Source organism: Cetobacterium sp. 2G large (assembly GCF_014250655.1).
In the GTDB taxonomy this organism is placed as follows: Bacteria; Fusobacteriota; Fusobacteriia; order Fusobacteriales; family Fusobacteriaceae; genus Cetobacterium_A; species Cetobacterium_A somerae.
The window spans coordinates 119,939-140,711 of the sequence record NZ_JACHTH010000003.1 but is presented as its reverse complement, the minus strand read 5'-3'; the positions used below and the strand labels follow the sequence as shown (position 1 = coordinate 140,711).

Below are 20,773 nucleotides of genomic sequence, written 5' to 3'. Positions count from 1 at the left end.
TAACCTCTCTTTTTTAGTATAAATATATAAAGAATTAGGAGGAAAATATGAAAAATTTCAAATTAATAAAACTGATATATAAAATTCATACAAACTCCCCACCACCATTGGAAAAGATAGAAAAAATGGGGCTTTTAGCAGTAAAAATTGCACAGTATTATGCATTGAGAGCGGATTTTATAGATGAATCAACATGCGTATATTTAGCAAAACTTTATGAGTATAGCTATGAAGCTCAAAAGCAGGATATAGATGAGATAATAGGAGATGATATGTGGATTTTAACAGCTATGAAATCCTATGAAAAACTTCCATTTGCATCAGCATCTATAGGGCAAGTTCATCTTGGGTTTCTAAGAAATAGTGGAAATAAAAGTGAAAAAGTTGCTATAAAGATTCGAAGAGAAAACTTTAAAAAAGAGTTTTTAGAGGATGTAGAAAGTGCAAAAAAGGTAGTTAATCTATTGTTATTTTTTTATCCTAAATTGAAAAAAATATTTAACCCATTAGAAGTTTTAAATAATATTGAGGAATCAACACTACGAGAGTTAGATTTTAAAAATGAAGTTGAGGGTGCTGAATATTTAAAAAAGTTAAAAGATGAGAATATAGAGAAATTTCCTTTGGAAAATCTATATTTTTCAAATTTTATAGATAATTTATGTACAGATAAGGTAGTTGTATCAAAATTTATAGAGGGAAGAAGTTTTAACAGTTTACTAAAAGAAAAAGAGTTAAAGTATTCAGATCTTCTTCGAGTTTTTAAATACCACACTTTTTACATGTTTAAATTAGGTGTATTTCATGGAGATTTGCATCCAGGAAACATAATTTTAGGAGAAAATGGGGAGATAAATCTTATAGATTGCTCAACTATTGGAAGAGTAAAAATAAAATTAAGAGTGGGATTATTTTGGTTTTTTTATTACTTAAGTAGATATGATTATGATAAATCGGCTTTTTATTTAAATGAGATGTCAGAAAAAAAATTGAAAGAGGAAAACTATTTAAAATTTACGAAAAAGTTTAAAGTTCTTTATAGAGATTTTAAAAACTCCACAGTTTCTCAAGTTAGTTTAACAAAACGTATGATGGAAACAATAAAGTTAGCTATAAATTCTGGGATGGAGTTTGAAGAGGGTATGTTTCATATAATAAAAAGCTTAATGTATTTAGATGGAATGGTATTAAAGTGTAACCCAGATGTAAATTTAATGGATGATATAAAAGAGTTTACAACTTTACTAGAAAATGATATTTCATAAAAAATAAAAAAGAGATTTGCGCTATCAAATCTCTTTTTTTTATTGTTCAATTAAGCTATGAAAAAATCCCTCTTTAGCTTTTAAGTTGTGATTTTTAAGTTCCTCTGTAGCATTTTGAAGATTGTCATTTAAAATTGATTCAATGATGTTGATATGCTCTTTAATAGCATCAAATCTTCTAATTGGTGGTTGAGAACTTATATTTCTGATTCTCATATTATGTTCGTAAACATTTTCCATCATTTTAATAATAAAATTATTGTTACAATTTCTTAAAATTAATAGATGTAATTCATTGTCTAAAGTATCTAACTCCTTTTTTTCCTCAGGTGTTAAAGAATTTTTATTTGAAAAATCTAAAAATTTCTCTTTTAAACTTACTAAATCTTCTCTATTGATTTTATAGAAAGCCATTTCAAGAATAATTGGCTCTAAATTACTTCTAACTTGGAAAATATCGTTAATCTCTTTAAGTGAGATATTGTTAACGAACATCCCTTTTCTTGGAACTATATTAATCCAGCCCTCTTGTTCAAGTCGATTAATAGCTTCTCTAACAGGAGTACGACTGACATTAAGTGATTTTGATAAGAAATCTTCATCAATTCTTTCATTTGCTTCTAATTTACCAGAAATAATTAACTCCTTTAACTCATCATAAGCTTTGTCTTTTAAACTTTTCATATTTAACTCCCTATTTTTTTATATTAATAGTATATAATATTTTTTAAAAAAAACCAATATCAAATAAAAAATTGTTCTTTTAGTGAACGATTATATTTTTTTATGATTAAATTTATAAAAAAAAACTTGCTTTTTACAGTTAAATATAATATATTTGTAATATAATACTGATATATCACAGAATAAGGAGAAAAAAATGTTAACTAGAGAAGAGTTAAATTTACCAAAATATGGAGAGAAAGTAATTCAATTTGGAGAGGGAAACTTTTTAAGATGTTTCTTTGATTGGCAATTAGACATAATAAATAAAAATACAGACTTAAACGCTGGAGTAGCGGTAGTAAGACCAATTGATTTTGATGCAGTACCACTATTAGATACTCAAGATGGATTATACACAGCAATAATTAGAGGAATAAATGAAAGTGGAGAGGTTGTTAAAGATTATACTATAATCTCATCTATAAATAGAGAGATACCTATTTATAAAAACTTCCAAGAGTATTTACAACTAGCTCATAACCCAGAGATGAGATTTATTGTATCTAATACAACTGAAGCTGGAATAGCTTTTAGTGCAGAGGATAAGTATGAGGATGCTCCTCAAAGTACATTCCCAGGAAAGTTAACAAGATTGATGCATGAAAGATTTGTAACTTTCAATGGAGATATGACTAAAGGATTTATTTTAATGCCATGTGAACTAATCGATTATAATGGTGAAGAGTTAAGAAAGATGGTTTTAAAATATGCTGATCTTTGGAACTTAGGAGAGGACTTTAAAAACTGGTTAATAAATGGAAATATCTGGTGTTCAACATTAGTTGATAGAATTGTAACAGGGTATCCAAGAGGAGAGAAAGAGGAGTTAACAAAAGAGTTAGGTTATGAGGATAACTTTATAACAACTGGAGAGTACTTCTATTTATTTGTAATTCAAGGGCCAAAAGATATATTAACAAGAGAGTTAAAGTTAGAGGGATTAAATCTAAATATATTAATAGTTGAAGATTTAAAACCATATAAAATGAGAAAAGTAGGAATATTAAACGGAGCACATACAGCTATGGTTCCAGTTTCATACCTATATGGAATAGATACAGTTAGAGAAGCTATGGAAAATGATGATATTAGAAACTTTATTGAATTAGCAATAGATGAGGAGATTATTCCAGCTTTAGATATGGATGAAAAGGAGTTAAAAGAGTTTAAAGATGCTGTAGTTAATAGATTTAAAAACCCATATGTAAAACATATGCTAATGGATATATCATTAAACTCAATGGCTAAGTATAAATCTAGAATACTTCCACAAGTTTTAGAGACATACAAAAGAACAGGAAAACTGCCTAAGAGACTTCTATTCTCTTTAGCAGCTTTAATAAGATTCTATAAAGGTGTTAGAGAAAATGGAGATGCTATTCAGTTAAGAGATGATAGACATCATTTAGATATGTATGCAGATTTATGGCAAGAGAATAACTATGAAAACATAGTAAAATCTGTGTTAGGATTAGAAAATCACTGGGATATGGATTTAAATTCAGTACAGGGAATGACTGAGTTAGTGGCAAAATATTTAGAAAATATAGATAAAAATGGAGTGAAAAAAGCTTTAGAAGAGGTTAAGTAATGAAAGAGTTTATAAAGATAAACACAAGGGATAACGTAGTTATCGCTTTAAAAAATTATAAAAAAGGTGAAACTATAACTTTAGATGGAGATAGTTTAACATTGTTAGAGGACGTTTCTAAAGGGCATAAAATTGCCCTTGGAAACATCGAAAAAGATGAGGATGTAATAAAATATGGAATGCCTATTGGTCATGCAACGACACCGATAAAAAAGGGTGAATGGATACATACTCATAACACAAAGACAAATTTAAAGGACCTTAATAACTATGTTTATACTCCAGAGTTTCAAGATAGAGTTCTAGACTTAGAAAAAAGAAGTGTAGAAGTTTATAAAAGAAAAAATGGAGATGTAGGAATAAGAAATGAGTTATGGATTGTTCCAACAGTTGGATGTGTAAATGGAATTGCTCAACTGATAAAAGATGAGTTTTTAAATGAGATTGGAGATATTCAAATAGACAATGTCAATGTTTTAACTCATAACTATGGATGCTCACAACTTGGAGAGGACCATGTAAATACAAGAGTGATACTACAAAATACAGTTAAACATCCAAATGCTGGAGGAGTACTTGTTTTAGGACTAGGGTGTGAAAATAACCAAATTGGTGAATTTGAAAAAACTTTAGGAGAGTATGACAAAGATAGAGTTAAGTTTTTAGTAACTCAAGATGTTGAAGATGAAGTTAAAGCTGGAAAAAATATGCTTTTAAAGTTATATGAAGAGATGCTTCAAGATAAAAGAGAAAGTGCTAGTTTAAGTGAGATAAACTTTGGATTAGAGTGTGGTGGATCAGATGGACTTTCTGGAATAACTGCAAATCCAATGCTAGGAGAGTTTTCAGATTATATTGTTGCTCAAGGTGGAACAACAGTTTTAACTGAGGTTCCAGAGATGTTTGGAGCAGAGACTCTTCTTATGAAAAGATGTAAAAATGAAGAGATTTTTAAAAAGTGTGTATCACTGATAAATGATTTCAAAGAGTATTTTATAAAAAATGACCAAGAGATATATGAAAATCCATCTCCAGGAAACAAAGCTGGAGGAATCACAACTTTAGAGGATAAATCTTTAGGATGTACTCAAAAGTCTGGAGTTTCACAAGTTATAGATGTATTAAAGTATGGAGAGATTTTAAAAGAGAAAGGTTTAAATCTTTTAAGTGCTCCTGGAAATGATTCAGTTGCTACTACAGCTCTTGCAGCAGCAAAGTGTCATATGGTTTTATTTACAACTGGAAGAGGAAATCCGTATGGAGGATATGTTCCAACTGTAAAAATCTCTACAAATAGTGAGCTATATAATAAGAAAAGAAGATGGATAGATTTTGATGCAGGAAGATTAGTATCAGAAGATATCACAATGGATGAGCTACTAGAGGAGTTTATAGAGTATATAATTGAAGTAATAAATGGAAAAAAAGTAAACAACGAACTAAATAGATTCCAAGAGATTGCAATCTTTAAATCTGGAGTTACGTTATAATCAACAGGGGGCATCAATGAAAAGAATTATCGGTTTTCTAACTCTAATCCTAGTGTTTTTAACAGGATGTGGTAAGGGTGAGGAAACATCAACAAAGAAAATAAAGTTAGCACATGCTTTGACAGAGAGTCATCCAGTGCATTTAGCAATGGTTAAATTTGCAGAGGAAGTAAATGAAAAAACAGATGGAAAGATTGAGGTTTTAATATTTCCAAATGGACAGCTAGGTGGAGAAAGAGAGATCACTGAGCTAATGCAAGCAGGAGCTATTGATATTATAAAAACTAATGCAGGACCATTAGAGAGTTTTGCAAAGGAGTATTCAGTTTTACCACTACCATACTTATTTAAAGATATGGATCACAACTTAAGAGTATTAAAATCACCAATAGGTGAGGAGATTCTAGCAGCAACAGAGGATAGAGGATTTATAGGATTAACATTTTATAACTCAGGAACAAGAAACTTCTATACAAAGAAGCCTGTTAGAAATACAAATGATTTAAAGGGAATGAAAATTAGAGTACAAACAAGTAAAACTATGGTAAGAATGACTAACCTTTTAGGAGGAAGTCCAACACCATTAAGTTTTGGAGAGATTTATACAGCACTACAACAAGGTGTAGTTGATGGAGCAGAGAATAACTTAATCTCTTATGCTGAGTCAAAACACTATGAAGCAGCACCATATTTTACATTTGATGAGCACTCAATATCGCCAGATGTATTGGTTATGAATACAAAAACTTGGAACAAATTATCAACTGATGAAAAAGCTATAATAAAGACAGCAGCTTTAAACTCTTTTGACTATCAAAATGAGATATGGTCTGAAACAGAGGATAAGTTAATGGATTCTTTAAAAGATAAAGGCGTAGAGTTTTTCCAAGTGGACAAAACAGAGTTCGTAGAGAAAGTTCAACCTCTTTATGATGAAGTTACAAAAGACTCATTAATTAAAGATTATATTGAAAGAATAAGAAATTTTGAATAGTAGGAGAAAAAATGGATAGATTAAGAGGGTATATAAATAGAGTTATATTTATAGTAAGTGCGCTACTATTAACAGTTATGGTAGCAACTGTAGCTTGGCAGGTAACATCGAGATATGTATTTAATTCGCCAAGTATTTTTACAGATGAACTTGCTAGATTTTTATTAATGTGGATAGGAATGCTTGGAACTACTTATGCTTTTGGTTCTAAAGCTCACCTTTCAATGGATTATCTACATACTTTTTTAAAAGTAGATACAGTAAAAATTATAAAGATAATACTTCCAATATTAAGTATCATTTTTATGGGATTTGTTATGGTGTGGGGTGGAACGCTACTAACTTTAAATACAATGAAGCAACTATCACCAGTATTATATGTTCCTATGGGAGTTGTATATTCAATACTTCCAATAACTGGAGTTATAAATATATTCTATTTTATAACTTATATAGGAGATGAATTAGCAGCAAAAGGGAGTGATAGATAGTGGGAGTTAATATAGGAATAGTAGCAATTGCACTATTTGCAAGTTTCTTTGTATTTTTAATTTTAGGACTTCAAGTATCAGTAGGAATAGGGTTAGCATCATTTATAGCAATACTTTTATCGCTACCACTTGATATGACAATAATAGCGTCAGCTCAAAAGATGATAACTGGACTAGATAACTTTGCGTTATTGGCAATACCATTTTTCATACTTTCAGGAAATATAATGAATAATGGTGGTATAGCAATAAAATTAGTTAACTTTGCTAAACTAATCGGGGGAAGATTGCCAGGATCGTTAGCTCAGGTAAATATTTTAGGAAATATGTTATTCGGAGCTATATCTGGTTCAGCAGTTGCAGCAGAAGCAGCTATTGGAGGAACAATATACCCACTACAGAAAAAAGAGGGATATGATCCAAAATACTGTGCAGCAGTAAATATAACATCTTGTCCAACAGGACTACTTATTCCGCCAAGTAATGTACTTATAGTATTTGCATTAGTTAGTGGTGGAACTTCTATTGGAGCCCTATTTATAGCTGGATATCTACCAGGAATAGTTATGGGATTAGGGATTATGATTTTAGCATATATATTTGCTAAAAAGAATAACTACCCTGTAGAACCAAAACCAGAGATGTCTTTTGTTATAAAAACAACTTTAGATGCACTACCAAGTTTACTTTTAATTATAGTTGTTATTGGGGGAATCATAAAAGGTGTATTTACAGCTACTGAAGGATCAGGAATTGCGGTAATATACACACTAGTTTTATCTTTAATCTATAAAAACTTAAATGCAAAAGTTATAAAAAAGATTTTAGATGAAACAATTAAGATGACAGGGATCATCATGTTTTTAATGGCAGCTTCAAGCATTATGTCTTGGGCTTTGGCGTACTCTCAAATTCCTCAGTATATAACAAATCTACTGCTTGGAATTTCAGATAATAAATATGTTATTTTACTCATAATAAATATGTTACTATTAGTTGTTGGAACATTTATGGATATGACACCAGCTGTGCTTATATTCACACCAATATTCCTACCTGTGGTAACATCTTTAGGAATGCATCCAGTACATTTTGGAATCTTAATGGTTTACAACCTTTGTATAGGGCTTTGTACACCACCTGTTGGAAATGCACTATTCTTAGGTTGTGCCATTGCAGATTTGAAAATAGAGGAGATAATAAAAACGATTTTACCATACTTTATTGTAATGTTAATAGGACTTCTGCTAGTAACTTATATACCAGCAATAAGCTTATTCCTACCTAAAGTATTTGGATTAATATAAAACTAAAAATGGAGGAGTTAAAGATGAAAAAGTTTATGTGTGAAGATTTTCTATTAAATAGTGATATAGCAAAGACACTGTATCATGAGTATGCAAAAGATATGCCAATTTATGATTACCACTGTCATTTAAATCCAAAAGAGATATATGAGAATAAAAAATATAGATCTATAACTGAGATTTGGTTAGGTGGAGATCACTACAAATGGAGAGCAATGAGAAGTAATGGAGTTTCTGAGGACTATATTACTGGAGATAAAGAGGATAAAGAGAAGTTTATGAAATGGGCAGAAACAATGGATGAGTGTTACGGAAATCCACTGTTCCATTGGACTCACTTAGAGTTAAAAAAATTCTTTGGAATAGATACAATTCTTTCTAAAGAAACAGCTGAAGAGATTTGGGAAAAGACAAATGAGATGTTACAAAAAGATGAGTTTACAGCTAGAGAACTAATAAAAAGAGCAAATGTAAAAGCACTTTGTACAACGGATGATCCATTAGACTCATTAGAGTACCATATAGCTTTAAAAAAGGAGAATGACTTTGAAGTTGTTGTAAACCCAGCGTTTAGACCAGATAAAGGGTTCAATATAGAGAAAGATGACTTCTTACCTTGGTTAGAAAAATTAGAAGGGTTACATGGAAAAGAGATTGATTCATTAGCTGAGTTTAAATTAGCTTTAGGAGAGAGAATAGACTTTTTCCACGAAGTTGGATGTAGAATATCAGATCACGCTTTAGATCCTGTTGTTTTTGTAATGGGAGAAGAGGATGAAGTGGATGATATATTTAATAAAAGAATTCAAGGTGGAACTTTAACTCCAGAAGAGGCTAAGATGTTTAAAACAAACATTATGATGTTCTTAGGAAGAGAGTACAATAAAAGAGGTTGGGTAATGCAACTTCATATGGGAACTATTAGAAATAACTCAACTAGAATGTTTAAAAAGTTAGGTCCAGATACTGGATTTGACTGTATTGCAGATGATATCTTTGTACATTCGCTATCGAAGTTTTTAGATGCTTTAGATGATACAAATGAGTTACCAAAAACAATACTATATAATTTAAATCCTAGAGAAAATGAGACTTTAGGAACATTAATAGGATGTTTCCAAGGAGGGGGAATTCCAGGAAAGATTCAATTAGGATCTGGATGGTGGTTCCTAGATCAAAAGGATGGAATGATAAAGCAGATGACAGCTTTAGCTAATTTAGGATTACTTTCAAGATTTGTTGGAATGCTAACAGATTCAAGAAGTTTCCTATCTTACACAAGACATGAGTATTTCAGAAGAATACTTTGTAACCTACTTGGGGAGTGGGTAGAAAATGGAGAGATTCCAAATGATGTAGATAAATTGGGGAAAATGGTTCAAAATATATGTTATAACAATATTGAGAACTATATAGTTAAAGAATAGATAAAAAATGGAGAAACTAGTTTTAGTTTCTCCATTTTTGTAATCTCAATTAATCTTACATTAGAAATATGGTATACTTTATAGTATAAAGTTAAAATATAAGTTTTAATGGGGGATATATGAAATATGAATTTATAAGTAATACTAACTTAGAAAATAATGGAAATTTATATAGATATATAGAAAATGGATTTAAAAAAGCTAAAAGTTTCTATTTCTCTGTGGCGTTTATTAACTTTGCAGGAGTACAAATAATTTTAGATATTTTGAAAAAAAGTGAAAAACATAATATAAAAGGTAAAATTTTAACAACAAACTATCTTCATTTTACAGAACTAAAATCTATAGAGTTTTTAAAAAGATTTAAAAATATAGAGGTTAAATTTTTTGATAGTGACAAGATGGAAGGGTTTCATACTAAGGGGTATATATTTGAGTATGAAAACTGTTATAAAGCTATAATTGGGTCGTCTAATCTTACTAAAAGTGGACTTAAAAGTAATATTGAATGGAACACAGCAGTTACTACAGAAAAAAATAGTGACTTTATAAAAGGGGTTTTAAATGAATTTAATTACCTTTGGGAAAAGGGTGTTGAAAATGTAAATCCATATATAGTTTCATATGTAAAAAAAGAGGAGATAGTTGTAAGAAAAAAAGTTAGAGATGAATATTTTTTAGCAGCAGAGGACCATGATTTTGGAATTTATAAAGAATCAGATATAAAACCAAATTATATGCAAGAGATAGCTTTAAAAAACTTAGAAACAACTAGAATGTATGGAGAGACAAGAGCTCTTTGTATTGCAGCTACAGGAACAGGGAAAACATACTTAGGTGCTTTTGATGTAAAGGCATTTAAAGCTAATAAGTTGCTTTTTATAGTTCACAATGAAGAGATCTTAAAATCTGCTATGGAAACTTTTAAAAATATTTTACCTGAAAAAACTATGGGATTTTTTACAGGAAATAAAAAAAATATAGATAGAGATTATATTTTTGCTACTATACAAAGTTTAAATAATAGATACCAAGAGTTTAGTGAGGATGAGTTTGATTATATAATAGTTGATGAAGCTCATCATATAACTGCTAAAAGTTATGAGAAGGTTATAAATTATTTTAAACCTAAGTTTTTATTAGGATTAACAGCTACACCTGAAAGATGTGACGGTGGAAATATATATGAGATTTTTCATATGAATGTCCCTGTGGAGATTCGTTTACAAGAAGCTCTAGATAGAGAGCTTGTAACACCATTTCATTATTATGGAGTCAAGGATATATCAGATGTAAACTTAGAAGGAATAGATTTAAACGATATTCCAGCAGTGACTAAAGCATTAAATTTGGAAAAAAGAGTGGACTTTATTATAAAGAAGATGAATTTTTATGGATATAGCGGAGAGAGAAGAAAAACTCTAGGATTCTGTGTTTCTGTTGAGCACTGCGAATATATGACTAAAGAGTTTCTAAAAAAAGGGATAAAAGCAACAACTATAACAGGAAATCATGGAAAAGATTTGAGAGAGGATATAATAAAAAAATTCAAAGAGACAGAGGATTTAGAAGTTATATTTACAGTTAATATTTTTAATGAAGGAATAGATATTCCGTGTATAAATAGTATTTTAATGCTAAGACCAACAGCTTCACCAATTATATTTACACAGCAGTTGGGAAGAGGGCTAAGACACTATGAAAACAAGGAGTTTTTAACAGTTATAGATTTTATAGGAAACCATTCTAGAGCTTTTTTAATTGCATTGGCACTAATGGGAAGAAAAGGTTATGATAAAGAGAGTATAAAAATAGCTGTAAAAAGGGATTTTGATAATTTATCTAAAACTATTCATGTAAAGATGGAAGAGATTTGTAAACAAGAGATATTGAAACAACTAGACAATGAAAATTTTAATAGTTTAAAGTATCTAAAAGCTGAGTATGATGAATTTAAAGATTACTTAAAGGGAAGAGTTCCAAGACCATTAGATTTTATTGAGTATGAGGATGCTCCTAATTTTTATAAATACGTAAGACTTCAAAAATCATATTTAGATTTTTTAGCTAAAGTAAAGGATAATCTATTTTCATTAAAGGAAGAAGAGAGAGTGGTTATTCGTGAAATAGAGAGATTTTTACCTATAAAAAGAGTGTATGAGTTTGCAATAATTCGTGAATTAGTAGCAAAGAATTATGGACTATCAAAAAATAGGATTTTAGGAGTAGTTGGAAAATATATTGAGATATCTGATGTTAAGCATACTCTTGATACTATAGACCATGCTATGGGGTATTTAAATGGAGATTATTATGATTCTCAAGATTTGAAAAGATGTGGGAAACTTTTTCAAGTCTCTGGTGAAACTATAGCGAAAACAGAACTATTAAACAAAGTTTTAAAAAATAAAGATATAAAAGATTATATTCTAGAGGTTTTAGATTATGGACTTTTAAAATACAAAGAAAGTTTTGGAACAGAAGATTATGGGTTTCCATTTTTAAAGTTATATGAAAACTATTTTATGAAAGATGTAGCATTAATTTGTAATTATCAAATGAAACATAGTTCTGTTAGAGGAACTGGGTTATTTGCAAATGGAAATAATTATTTTTTATTTGTGGATTTACATAAAGGTGCAGATGTTAAGGAGAGCATAAAATATAATGATAAAATATTAGATAGATATAATTTTCAATGGGAAAGCCCAAATACCACAAGAGTTGGAAGTGAAAGAGGACAAAATATAGTTAAAAATAAAGAACGTGGTATAAATTTACATATTTTTGTAAGAAAATACAAAGAGGTTGATGGTGTAGTTCAACCATATATCTATATAGGAAAAGGGGATTGTGTAGACTACAAGGATGAAAAACCGATAACTACAACCTTAAGGTTAGAGAATCCACTTTCTAAAGATATATATATTGAACTTACTGAAAGAGTAGAAAAAACGCTACAAGTAGCAGAAGTAGGAGAAATTAATGAAAAAAATTATTGAGGTAGTAGGAGCTATTTTAGAAACTCCAAATGGTGATATATTTTGTGCTATGAGGCCAAAGGATAAAACTTTCCCAGGGATGTGGGAGTTCCCAGGTGGTAAGATTGAAGAGGGAGAGGAACCTAAAAGAGCTTTGGAAAGAGAAATCAAAGAGGAGCTAAATATAGATATAAGAGCGGATAAACTTTTTGATGAAGTTCAAAAAGAGTATGAAGAGTTTGTTATAAAATTATCTACTTATAATTGTACAGTTTTAGATTTCTCAGAGTTTAAATTAATAGAGCATCAAGAGTTTAAGTGGATGAAAAAAGAGTTGCTAATGACTTTAAATTGGGTTCCAACAGACATTCCAACTGTAGAAAAGTTAGTGAAATTATAAAAAGGTATACTCCCCAGTATACCTTTTTTCTTATTACATTATATCGTTTAATCTATAGTTAATAAGATCTATTTTGGCCCCATCCAAAAATTCATTTAATCTTTCTAAGTGAGAAAGCAAGCTCTCTTTACTTGGTCCACCTAAGGACTTTCTTTTTTCAACACAATTTTTAATAGCTATTGTTTCATATATATCCCCGCTAAAAATATATGAAAACTCTCTGTATTTCTCAAGTGATAGAGTTTCTAAATTCAACCCATTATCAATACAGTAACTAACAATCTCCCCAGTTATTTTGTAAGCTTCTCTAAAGCTCATTCCCCTAACAGTTAGGTAGTCTGCAACGTCAGTGGCATTGATAAACCCATCGTTACAAGCTAAAAGTAAAACCTCATTTTTTACTTTTAACGTTTTAACCATCCCAACAAATACTTGTAAACATCCCTTTACAGTGTCTACAGCATCAAAGAAAACCTCTTTATCCTCTTGCATATCCTTATTGTAAGCTAAAGGAATCCCCTTCATAGTTGTTAAAAGTGCCATTAAATCCCCGTAAACTCTACCAGTTTTCCCCCTAACTAATTCAGCTGCATCAGGATTTTTCTTTTGTGGCATTATGCTACTTCCAGTTGAAAAAGCATCACTTAACTCAATATATCCAAAGTCATTTGAAGTGTAGATTATAATCTCTTCAGAAAACCTTGAAAGGTGCATCATAACAATTGAAAGTGCAGACATAATCTCAATTAAGTAGTCTCTATCACTAACTCCATCTAAAGAGTTTAAAGTAGGTCCTTTAAATCCTAAAGTGTGAGCAGTGAACTCTCTATCTATTGGATAAGTTGTACCAGCTAAAGCTGCACATCCAAGAGGTGAGTAATCAAGTAATTCAAAAGCGTTATTTAAACGGATAAAGTCTCTTTTAAACATCTCAGAATATGCAAACATATAGTGTCCAAATGATATTGGTTGAGCCTTTTGAAGGTGAGTAAACCCTGGCATATATGTTTCTAAATGCTCTTTTCCTAAGTTAGTAGTAACTTCAATTAGTTCAATTAAATAGGACTGGATTTTTTTTACTTCATCCTTTGTAAAAAGCCTCATATCTACAGCTACTTGGTCGTTTCTACTACGTCCAGTGTGAAGTTTTTTCCCTACATCCCCAATTCTATCAATAAGAATTTTTTCAATATTCATATGAATATCCTCGTAAGTTGTAGAGAAGGTAATCTTTCCATTTTCAATATCCTCTAGAATCTCTAAAAGAGTTTTTTCAATAAGACACCCATCCTCTTTTGAAATAATCTCCATTTTAGAAAGCCCTCTCACATGAGCGATACTACCCATAATGTCGTATCTGTATAGTCTTTGATCAAAGTGAATAGAGGAGTGAAAATCTAAGATTAATTCACTTGCTGCTTCTTTAAATCTTCCTGAAAAGTACTGCATTGCTCATCTCCTTTATAGAATCTGTTTTTAGTAAAGATTTTTATTCCTATTAAAATTGCAATTTGTGAAATTATTGCAAAAAGGATTAACGAACTATTTTGTGTAAATCCACCGATTAAGAATACAGATATAGCTAAAATAGCGTTTACTACAGCATATGGAGTTTGAGTTTTGACATGATTTATATGATCACATCCAGCTCCTGCTGATGAAAGTATAGTTGTATCTGAAATTGGTGAAACATGGTCTCCAAAAAGTCCACCTGAAAGTATAGCTCCAATTGTCACATAAAGTGGAGCATTAAAAGTAACAGCCATAGGTATAACTAGTGGTACCATAATACTGTATGTTCCCCAAGAACTACCAGTTGAAAAGGAGATAACAGCACCGAATATAAAAGCAATAGCTGGAATAAATCCAGAGTTTATATCTAAAGTTTTTAAAAATCCAATTAGAAATTGGTCAGCTCCTAAATCTTTATTAATAACACCTAATGACCAAGCTAAAATTAGAATTATAACAATCTCACTCATTTTTTTCATACCATTTAAGTAGATAGAAAATATCTCTTTAAATGTTTTACTTTTATAAAAAAGCATAAGTCCCATTAAAACAAGGGCTGCATATAGATATCCACTTGTTAGAGCTGCTCTAAAAGCACTTCCTGAAACTCTAGAAGTTATAAAAGAGGTACCAAGCATTGAAAATAGAGTTCCTAAAAGAACTAGTATTGGAACCCAAACAAAAGATCCTTTAGCATTTTCAACTTGATACTTAGAGTTATCTATTTCAAAGGCACTCTCATCTATAGGATTATTTTCAAAAGTTTTCATAGGCCCAAAATCTAGCTTAAGTAGCGTTAAAGCTGGAATAATAGTCAGTGCTAGTATTGGATAAACGTTAAAAGGAATGGATTTTATGAAACTTTCATAGTCTGAAAGAGACAGATTTAAAAGCTCAAACTCCTTTTGTAAAAGTCCTATGATAAAAACTCCCCACCCAATAAAAGGAACTAAAACAGCCACAGGAGATGATGTAGAATCTAGTATAAAAGCTAGTTTCTCCTTAGAAAGCTTTAATCTTTTAAAAAATGGACTAAAGATTGGTCCAACAATTAGTGGTGTACCAAGGTCAGAGAAAAATATCATAATCCCTGTAAAATAAGCTAAAAGCTGAGCCTTAGTTTTAGAGTTTATAGAGTTTTTAAAGCTCTCAGCAAAAGCGTAAGCTCCACCAGACATCATCATAAGCTCAATAAATCCACCAATAAAGATCATAAGTACAATAACTCCAGCGTTATAACTGTCTGTAAGTTGATTGATAAAATATTTTCCCACTAGAACCTTTGTAGTCTCTAGAGGATTGTAACCATTTAAAATGAAAATACCGCAAAATACACTGGAAAAAAGTGACAAAACTACATTTTTAGTTTTAATAGATAAAAAAACTGCAATTAAAATTGGAATTATAGATAATACCCCATATGAAACCATTTTAAATCCTCCCTAAATTAGTAAAAAAATTACTACCCCAAAAGAAAAGGCATACCAAAGAATGGTATGCCCTAGAGAACTTAATTAAGCAATAAGCGTATTGTTATGGCAGCGTCACAATACTTAATTCACAGGGTCATAACATCATCGCCGTCGGCCTTAGGCTCCGTATATGGAAGTGAACTAACCTCTATTTGTTTTTGTTAAGAGTGAGTATACAACATTTTAATAAAAAATGTCAAACTATATTTAAAAATATTTTTTACTGAAGCTTTATTAAAACCCCAATAATCATGAAAATTGAACCTAAAAGGAAAAGAATTCCTTGGAACTTTATTTGAAGTTTAGCCCAAACTCCCCACTCAATTTTAGCTATTCCTAAAATAGCCATTAAGATACCAGATGTTGGTACAAACATATTTGTAAATCCATCTCCAAGTTGGAAAGCTAATACTGCAACTTGTCTAGGAACACCAACTAAATCTGAAAGTGGTGCCATAATTGGCATTGTTAAAGCTGCTTGTCCAGAACCTGATACAACGAAGAAGTTGAACACAGACTGGAAGAAGTACATAGCAACTGCAGATATAGAAGCATGTAAATGACTTAAAACACCAGCTACAGAGTTTAAAACAGTATTTAAAACTGTAGGAGTTCCAGCGTCTACTCCACCTAAAACTAATACAATACCTTTAGCCATACCAACAACCATTGCTGCTCCAATAAGGTCCTCTGCACCTTTTCTAAAAGAGATAGCAATATCATTAACAGTCATATCATTTAATTTAAAGATAACTCCAATAATTCCAGAAACAACTCCCATAATAGTGAACTGTGCAGCTATTTCAGGTAAGTAGTATCCATGGAAAACAACTCCCCAAATAATCCAAGACATTCCTAAGAATATTGTTAAAAATACAAGTTTATGTCCAAATTTAAACTCTAAATCCTCTGACTCATCAGCTTTAAAATCATCTCTAAAGAACTTATCAGTTTCATAAGATATTGATAACTCAGGATTAGCTTTAACTTTTTTAGCATATCTCATAGTATAGATAATTCCAAAAGATGTGAAGAATATCCACATAACTATTCTAAACATAGCTCCAGAAAGCACAGGAACTCCAGCAACTCCTTGAGCGATAGCCACACTAAAAGGGTTCATCCAAGATGTAGCAAATCCAATTTGAGTTGAGATATAGCACATAAAAATACCAGTGATAGAGTCATAGCCCATACCAACAACTATAGGTATAAGAATCATAGCAAAAGGAATGGCTTCCTCACCCATACCAAATACAGCTCCACCTAAAGAGAATAGAAGGAAAACAAGAGGTATAAGCAGTGCCTCAGATCCTTTAGTTTTTTTAATCATATTAAGTATTCCAGCTTCAACAGCTTTAGTTTTTAAAATAATACCAAAAGCTCCACCAGTGATAAGGATAAATGCGATAATACCAACAGCAGTTCCCCATTTATCTCCACTAACAAGACCTTCAAAGATATAGTTAGTAACACTCATATCTCCGCCAGCAGCAAATATAGGAATACCTTTAGTAAGTGGCTGTCCTAAATCATTTAATGCATATTTAAAACTTCCTGGAACAGGAACTGTTCTAGTTTTCATACCAGCTTCAGTAGCGTATTGAATTTTTTCCATGGTAAAGCTACCAACTGGTATAAGGTAAGTAAGAATTGCAGCAAAGACAACTACAAAAAAGATAATGACATACGTATCAGGTATTCTGATTTTTTTCTTCATTTGTTTCCTCCTAAAAAATTATGTTTCGCCTAAAAGAAGTAATACATATTCCAAAATAAAAGGCATACCAATTGGTATGCCTAAATAGCTTAAATTATCTTACTTAAAAATTTTAAATATGAATTAATAAGCGTATTGTTATGGCAGCATCACAACACAAATATATTACAAACATCTTCGCCATCGGCCTTAGGCTCCGTTTTACTAAGAATAGTATACTATAAATTTGGTCAAAGTGTCAAATGTAAAAAGTTTTAAAAAATGTCTTAAAAATTAGTACTAAAGTCTTTTAATTTATTAAAGTTCTTTTACAATGAACAATAGTACTAAAAAAACGTAAAAAAACTATTGTATTTTAATTTTATATGTGTTATTATTCTTGAAAATAAAAAATAATTTTCAAAAGGGACGGTGAAGAACTATGAGTAACGAAAGAGGTAATTGGGGATCAAGTGTTGGATTTGTTTTAGCGGCGGCAGGATCAGCTATAGGGCTTGGAAATTTATGGAAGTTTCCTTACTTAGCAGGAAAGAATGGAGGAGGAGCATTTGTAATTGTCTATTTATCTTTAATAGTAATACTAGGTTTTTCCCTTATGTTAGGTGAGATGGCAATAGGTAGAAGAGGAAAGTCTGATGCCTTTGGTTCATATAATAATATTAAAAAAGGTTGGGGATTCATTGGAATCTTTGGAATTTTATGTTGTTTTATTATCTATTCATACTATGTTGTAATTGCTGGATGGATTGTAAAATATATCGGTATGTTTATTAGAGGTGGACTTACAGAGGACCCAGTAACAACATTTGGGAATTTTATCTCTTCTGGAACTTCACCGATTATATATAGCTTTGTTATTGTTATAGTAACGGCATTAATCGTTTTAAAAGGTGTATCTGGTGGAATTGAGGCAGCAAGTAAAATAATGATGCCAATCCTATTTGTATTTATGTTGATTATCGTTGCAAGATCAGTAACTCTTCCAAATGCAATGGAAGGGATTAAATATTTCCTAAAACCTGATTTCTCACAGATTACTCCTGCAGTTGTAATTGCAGCTTTAGGACAGGTTTTCTTCTCACTAAGTTTAGGTATGGGTGCTATGATAACTTATGGTAGTTACCTTCCAAAGGATACTAACCTAGTTAAAAGTGCTCTTTGTATACCTGTACTAGATACACTAATAGCTTTACTTGCAGGACTTGCTATCCTTCCAGCAGTATTCTCATTTGGACTTGAGCCAACAGCTGGACCAGGATTAATCTTTATAACTTTACCAAAAGTATTTGCATCAATGCCAATGGGTAACTTATTTGGAATTATCTTCTTCGTACTTGTGCTATTTGCAGCTCTTACATCGACTATCTCATTATTAGAGGTTGTTGTATCATTTGTTGTGGATCAGATGAAGTTAGATAGAAAGAAAGCTACAATTTTAGTAAGTGGTTTAATTGCTGCATTTGCAATTCCAAACTCACACTCTTTTGGACCTTTAGCAGAGTTAAAAGTGTTCTTTGGATTAAACTTCTTTGATTTCTTAGGATACTTAACAGATAATATCTTATTACCAATGGGTGGATTACTTCTTTGTGTATTTGTTGGATTTATCTGGGATAAAGAGGATATTAAAAGAGAGATTACAAATGATGGTGAAGTGGCATTCCCATTCTTCTCAGTATGGATGATAGGAGTTAAATATTTAGGTATTCAACTTTTAGCACTAATTTTACTTCAAGCAGTTGGAGTTGTAGGAAGTGCTTTAAGCTTCTCACTAGCAGCTATATTTATGCTTCAAATCTTCTTTGATGTACTTGAAAATAGAAGAAAAGTAAAAACAGCCTAATAATTTTCCTAAAATATATATTAAAGTGAATTAGTACAAAAGCACGGATTAAACTCTGTGCTTTTTGCTTTTTAAAAATTACAAGGAAAATAAAAAAAAATTTGTAGAATAGACTATATAGAGATTTTTTTCTTTTTATAATTTAAATTAAGGAGAGTGTTAGAATGGAAAAAAATATTAAACCAATTGATAAAACATTCATGGTAGGAAAATGGATGCCTTCAGACCAAGAAACATTAGTTACTTGGATGAAAAAAATTATGGAAAAGGCAGATAAGCAAACAGGACCATTGTTGCCAACTGTTGAAAAATTAAAAAACTTCATTGAAACAGATCCAAAAGCTTATATGTTTTTTACTCAGATGTTTGATCAAGTTGCGAAAAATAAAACAAAATCACCAGCTGATTTACCTCAAGTTCGTGATTATCAGCATATGCTATCTCTTTTTAATGTAATTATGACTCATTCTCCAGAGTTTGATGAAACTGGGCTTGTAGGTTTTCCTTTTAACGCTATCTTAGATTGGTCTATGGCTACAACTGGTGGTTGGGCAGGATTTTTAGATGAAAAGATTAATTCACATCTTAAAAATATGTTAGATGAGTGGGCTGTATATCTTTCTTCAGCAGAAAGTGCTCATGTTTTAAATGATGATCCTAAAACAGGTTGGTTTGGAGAAGATGCTAAAAAAGCAATGCCAACATTTGTTGATGATTTTATTTGTGATCCAAGTTTACCTCATCATGGTTTTACATCATGGGATGACTTTTTCACACGTCGTTTTAGAGAGGGAGTTAGACCTATTGCTATGCCTGAAGATGACGCTATTGTTATAAATGCTTGTGAGTCTGCTCCATATAGATTAGTTAATAATGTTCAACTATATGATAAGTTTTGGATAAAGGCACAGCCTTATGCATTAAAATTTATGCTAGATAATGACCCATTGACTGAAAACTTTGTTGGTGGAACTGTTTATCAAGCATTTTTAAGTGCTCTTAGCTACCACCGTTGGCATGCACCAATTTCTGGAAAAGTTGTAAAAACAAAAATTATAGATGGAACATATTATTCACAAGCACTTAGTGTAGGACTTGATCCAGCAGGACCAAATGAATCACAAGGTTATATCTGTGAAGTTGCAACACGTGCTTTAATTTTTATTGAAGCGGACAATCCAGATATAGGTTTATTCTGTTTTATGGCTGTTGGAATGGCAGAAGTTTCAACATGTGACGTACGTGTTTTTGAAGGACAACATATTAAAAAAGGTCAAGAGTTAGGAATGTTCCATTTTGGTGGATCAACTCATTGTCTATTCTTTGGACCTCAAGTTGAAGTAGAGTTTAATTTACATAATCAAACTCCAGGACTTGATAGTTCAAATATTCCAGTAAATGCTCATTTAGCAACTGTAAAAAGAAAAAATAAATAAATTAGTAAATAAATACACATATCAGAAAAACTAGGAGTATAAATTCTCCTAGTTTTTTATTTTATTATTCCCCTTCAAAAATGTTATAATAAAGACACAAAATTGTGAAGGAGGAGAG

Annotated in this window: 15 protein-coding genes; 11 read left to right on the top strand and 4 right to left on the bottom strand. The window is 30.9% G+C overall.

The genetic code is table 11. The features are described from left to right. The first annotated feature begins 47 nt into the window (after positions 1–47). Positions 48–1,265: an AarF/UbiB family protein gene (locus H5J23_RS01885; protein ID WP_185890754.1), complete on the top strand. Its 1,218-nt coding sequence runs from the start codon at positions 48–50 to the stop codon at positions 1,263–1,265. Positions 1,266–1,304: 39 nt separating this feature from the next. Here H5J23_RS01885 and H5J23_RS01880 read toward each other — a convergent pair whose 3' ends face one another. After that, a complete protein-coding gene (locus H5J23_RS01880) occupies positions 1,305–1,949 on the bottom strand; it encodes a GntR family transcriptional regulator (RefSeq protein WP_185890752.1) in 645 nt (214 codons plus the stop codon). Between the two features lie 196 nt (positions 1,950–2,145). On the opposite strand from H5J23_RS01880, the gene H5J23_RS01875 reads away from it, so the two are divergent. The 8 genes from H5J23_RS01875 (at position 2,146) to H5J23_RS01840 (ending at position 12,672) form a co-directional block, all read left to right on the top strand. Then, a complete protein-coding gene (locus tag H5J23_RS01875) occupies positions 2,146–3,582 on the top strand; it encodes a tagaturonate reductase (protein ID WP_185890750.1) in 1,437 nt (478 codons plus the stop codon). Continuing rightward, positions 3,582–5,072 (top strand): UxaA family hydrolase, encoded by a 1,491-nt coding sequence (locus H5J23_RS01870; RefSeq protein WP_185890748.1) that lies wholly within the window; start codon positions 3,582–3,584, stop codon positions 5,070–5,072. The genes H5J23_RS01875 and H5J23_RS01870 overlap by 1 nt, the downstream gene beginning before the upstream one ends. A 16-nt stretch (positions 5,073–5,088) precedes the next feature. Beyond that, positions 5,089–6,066 (top strand): TRAP transporter substrate-binding protein, encoded by a 978-nt coding sequence (locus H5J23_RS01865; RefSeq protein ID WP_185890746.1) that lies wholly within the window; start codon positions 5,089–5,091, stop codon positions 6,064–6,066. Positions 6,067–6,077: 11 nt separating this feature from the next. Further along, entirely contained in the window at positions 6,078–6,557 is a 480-nt protein-coding gene (locus tag H5J23_RS01860; RefSeq protein ID WP_185890744.1) for a TRAP transporter small permease, read from the top strand. Further along, positions 6,557–7,864 (top strand): TRAP transporter large permease, encoded by a 1,308-nt coding sequence (locus H5J23_RS01855; RefSeq protein WP_370523806.1) that lies wholly within the window; start codon positions 6,557–6,559, stop codon positions 7,862–7,864. The genes H5J23_RS01860 and H5J23_RS01855 overlap by 1 nt, the downstream gene beginning before the upstream one ends. A gap of 23 nt (positions 7,865–7,887) precedes the next feature. After that, positions 7,888–9,291, top strand: a complete 1,404-nt coding sequence (gene uxaC / locus H5J23_RS01850) for a glucuronate isomerase (protein WP_185890743.1) — start codon at positions 7,888–7,890, stop codon at positions 9,289–9,291. A gap of 119 nt (positions 9,292–9,410) precedes the next feature. Beyond that, positions 9,411–12,293 carry a DEAD/DEAH box helicase gene (locus H5J23_RS01845; RefSeq protein ID WP_185890741.1) on the top strand — a complete coding sequence of 961 codons (2,883 nt, stop codon included), beginning with the start codon at positions 9,411–9,413 and terminating at the stop codon, positions 12,291–12,293. Then, positions 12,277–12,672, top strand: coding sequence for a (deoxy)nucleoside triphosphate pyrophosphohydrolase (locus tag H5J23_RS01840; RefSeq protein ID WP_185890739.1), 396 nt, complete (start codon positions 12,277–12,279; stop codon positions 12,670–12,672). Before H5J23_RS01845 ends, H5J23_RS01840 begins: the two co-directional genes overlap by 17 nt. 33 nt (positions 12,673–12,705) lie before the next feature. Here H5J23_RS01840 and argH read toward each other — a convergent pair whose 3' ends face one another. The 3 genes from argH to yfcC form a co-directional block, all read right to left on the bottom strand. Next, positions 12,706–14,121 carry an argininosuccinate lyase gene (gene argH, locus H5J23_RS01835; protein ID WP_185890737.1) on the bottom strand — a complete coding sequence of 472 codons (1,416 nt, stop codon included), beginning with the start codon at positions 14,119–14,121 and terminating at the stop codon, positions 12,706–12,708. Beyond that, a complete protein-coding gene (locus H5J23_RS01830) occupies positions 14,076–15,614 on the bottom strand; it encodes a Na+/H+ antiporter NhaC family protein (RefSeq protein WP_023052235.1) in 1,539 nt (512 codons plus the stop codon). Before H5J23_RS01830 ends, argH begins: the two co-directional genes overlap by 46 nt. Before the next feature lie 262 nt (positions 15,615–15,876). Next, positions 15,877–17,376: a putative basic amino acid antiporter YfcC gene (gene yfcC / locus H5J23_RS01825; RefSeq protein ID WP_185890735.1), complete on the bottom strand. Its 1,500-nt coding sequence runs from the start codon at positions 17,374–17,376 to the stop codon at positions 15,877–15,879. A gap of 421 nt (positions 17,377–17,797) precedes the next feature. On the opposite strand from yfcC, the gene H5J23_RS01820 reads away from it, so the two are divergent. Then, positions 17,798–19,219: a sodium-dependent transporter gene (locus tag H5J23_RS01820; RefSeq protein ID WP_185890733.1), complete on the top strand. Its 1,422-nt coding sequence runs from the start codon at positions 17,798–17,800 to the stop codon at positions 19,217–19,219. A gap of 164 nt (positions 19,220–19,383) precedes the next feature. Continuing rightward, the gene (locus H5J23_RS01815; protein WP_185890731.1) at positions 19,384–20,655 is read left to right on the top strand and encodes a phosphatidylserine decarboxylase family protein; all 1,272 of its coding nucleotides are present in this window, start codon (positions 19,384–19,386) and stop codon (positions 20,653–20,655) included. Positions 20,656–20,773: the final 118 nt, after the last annotated feature.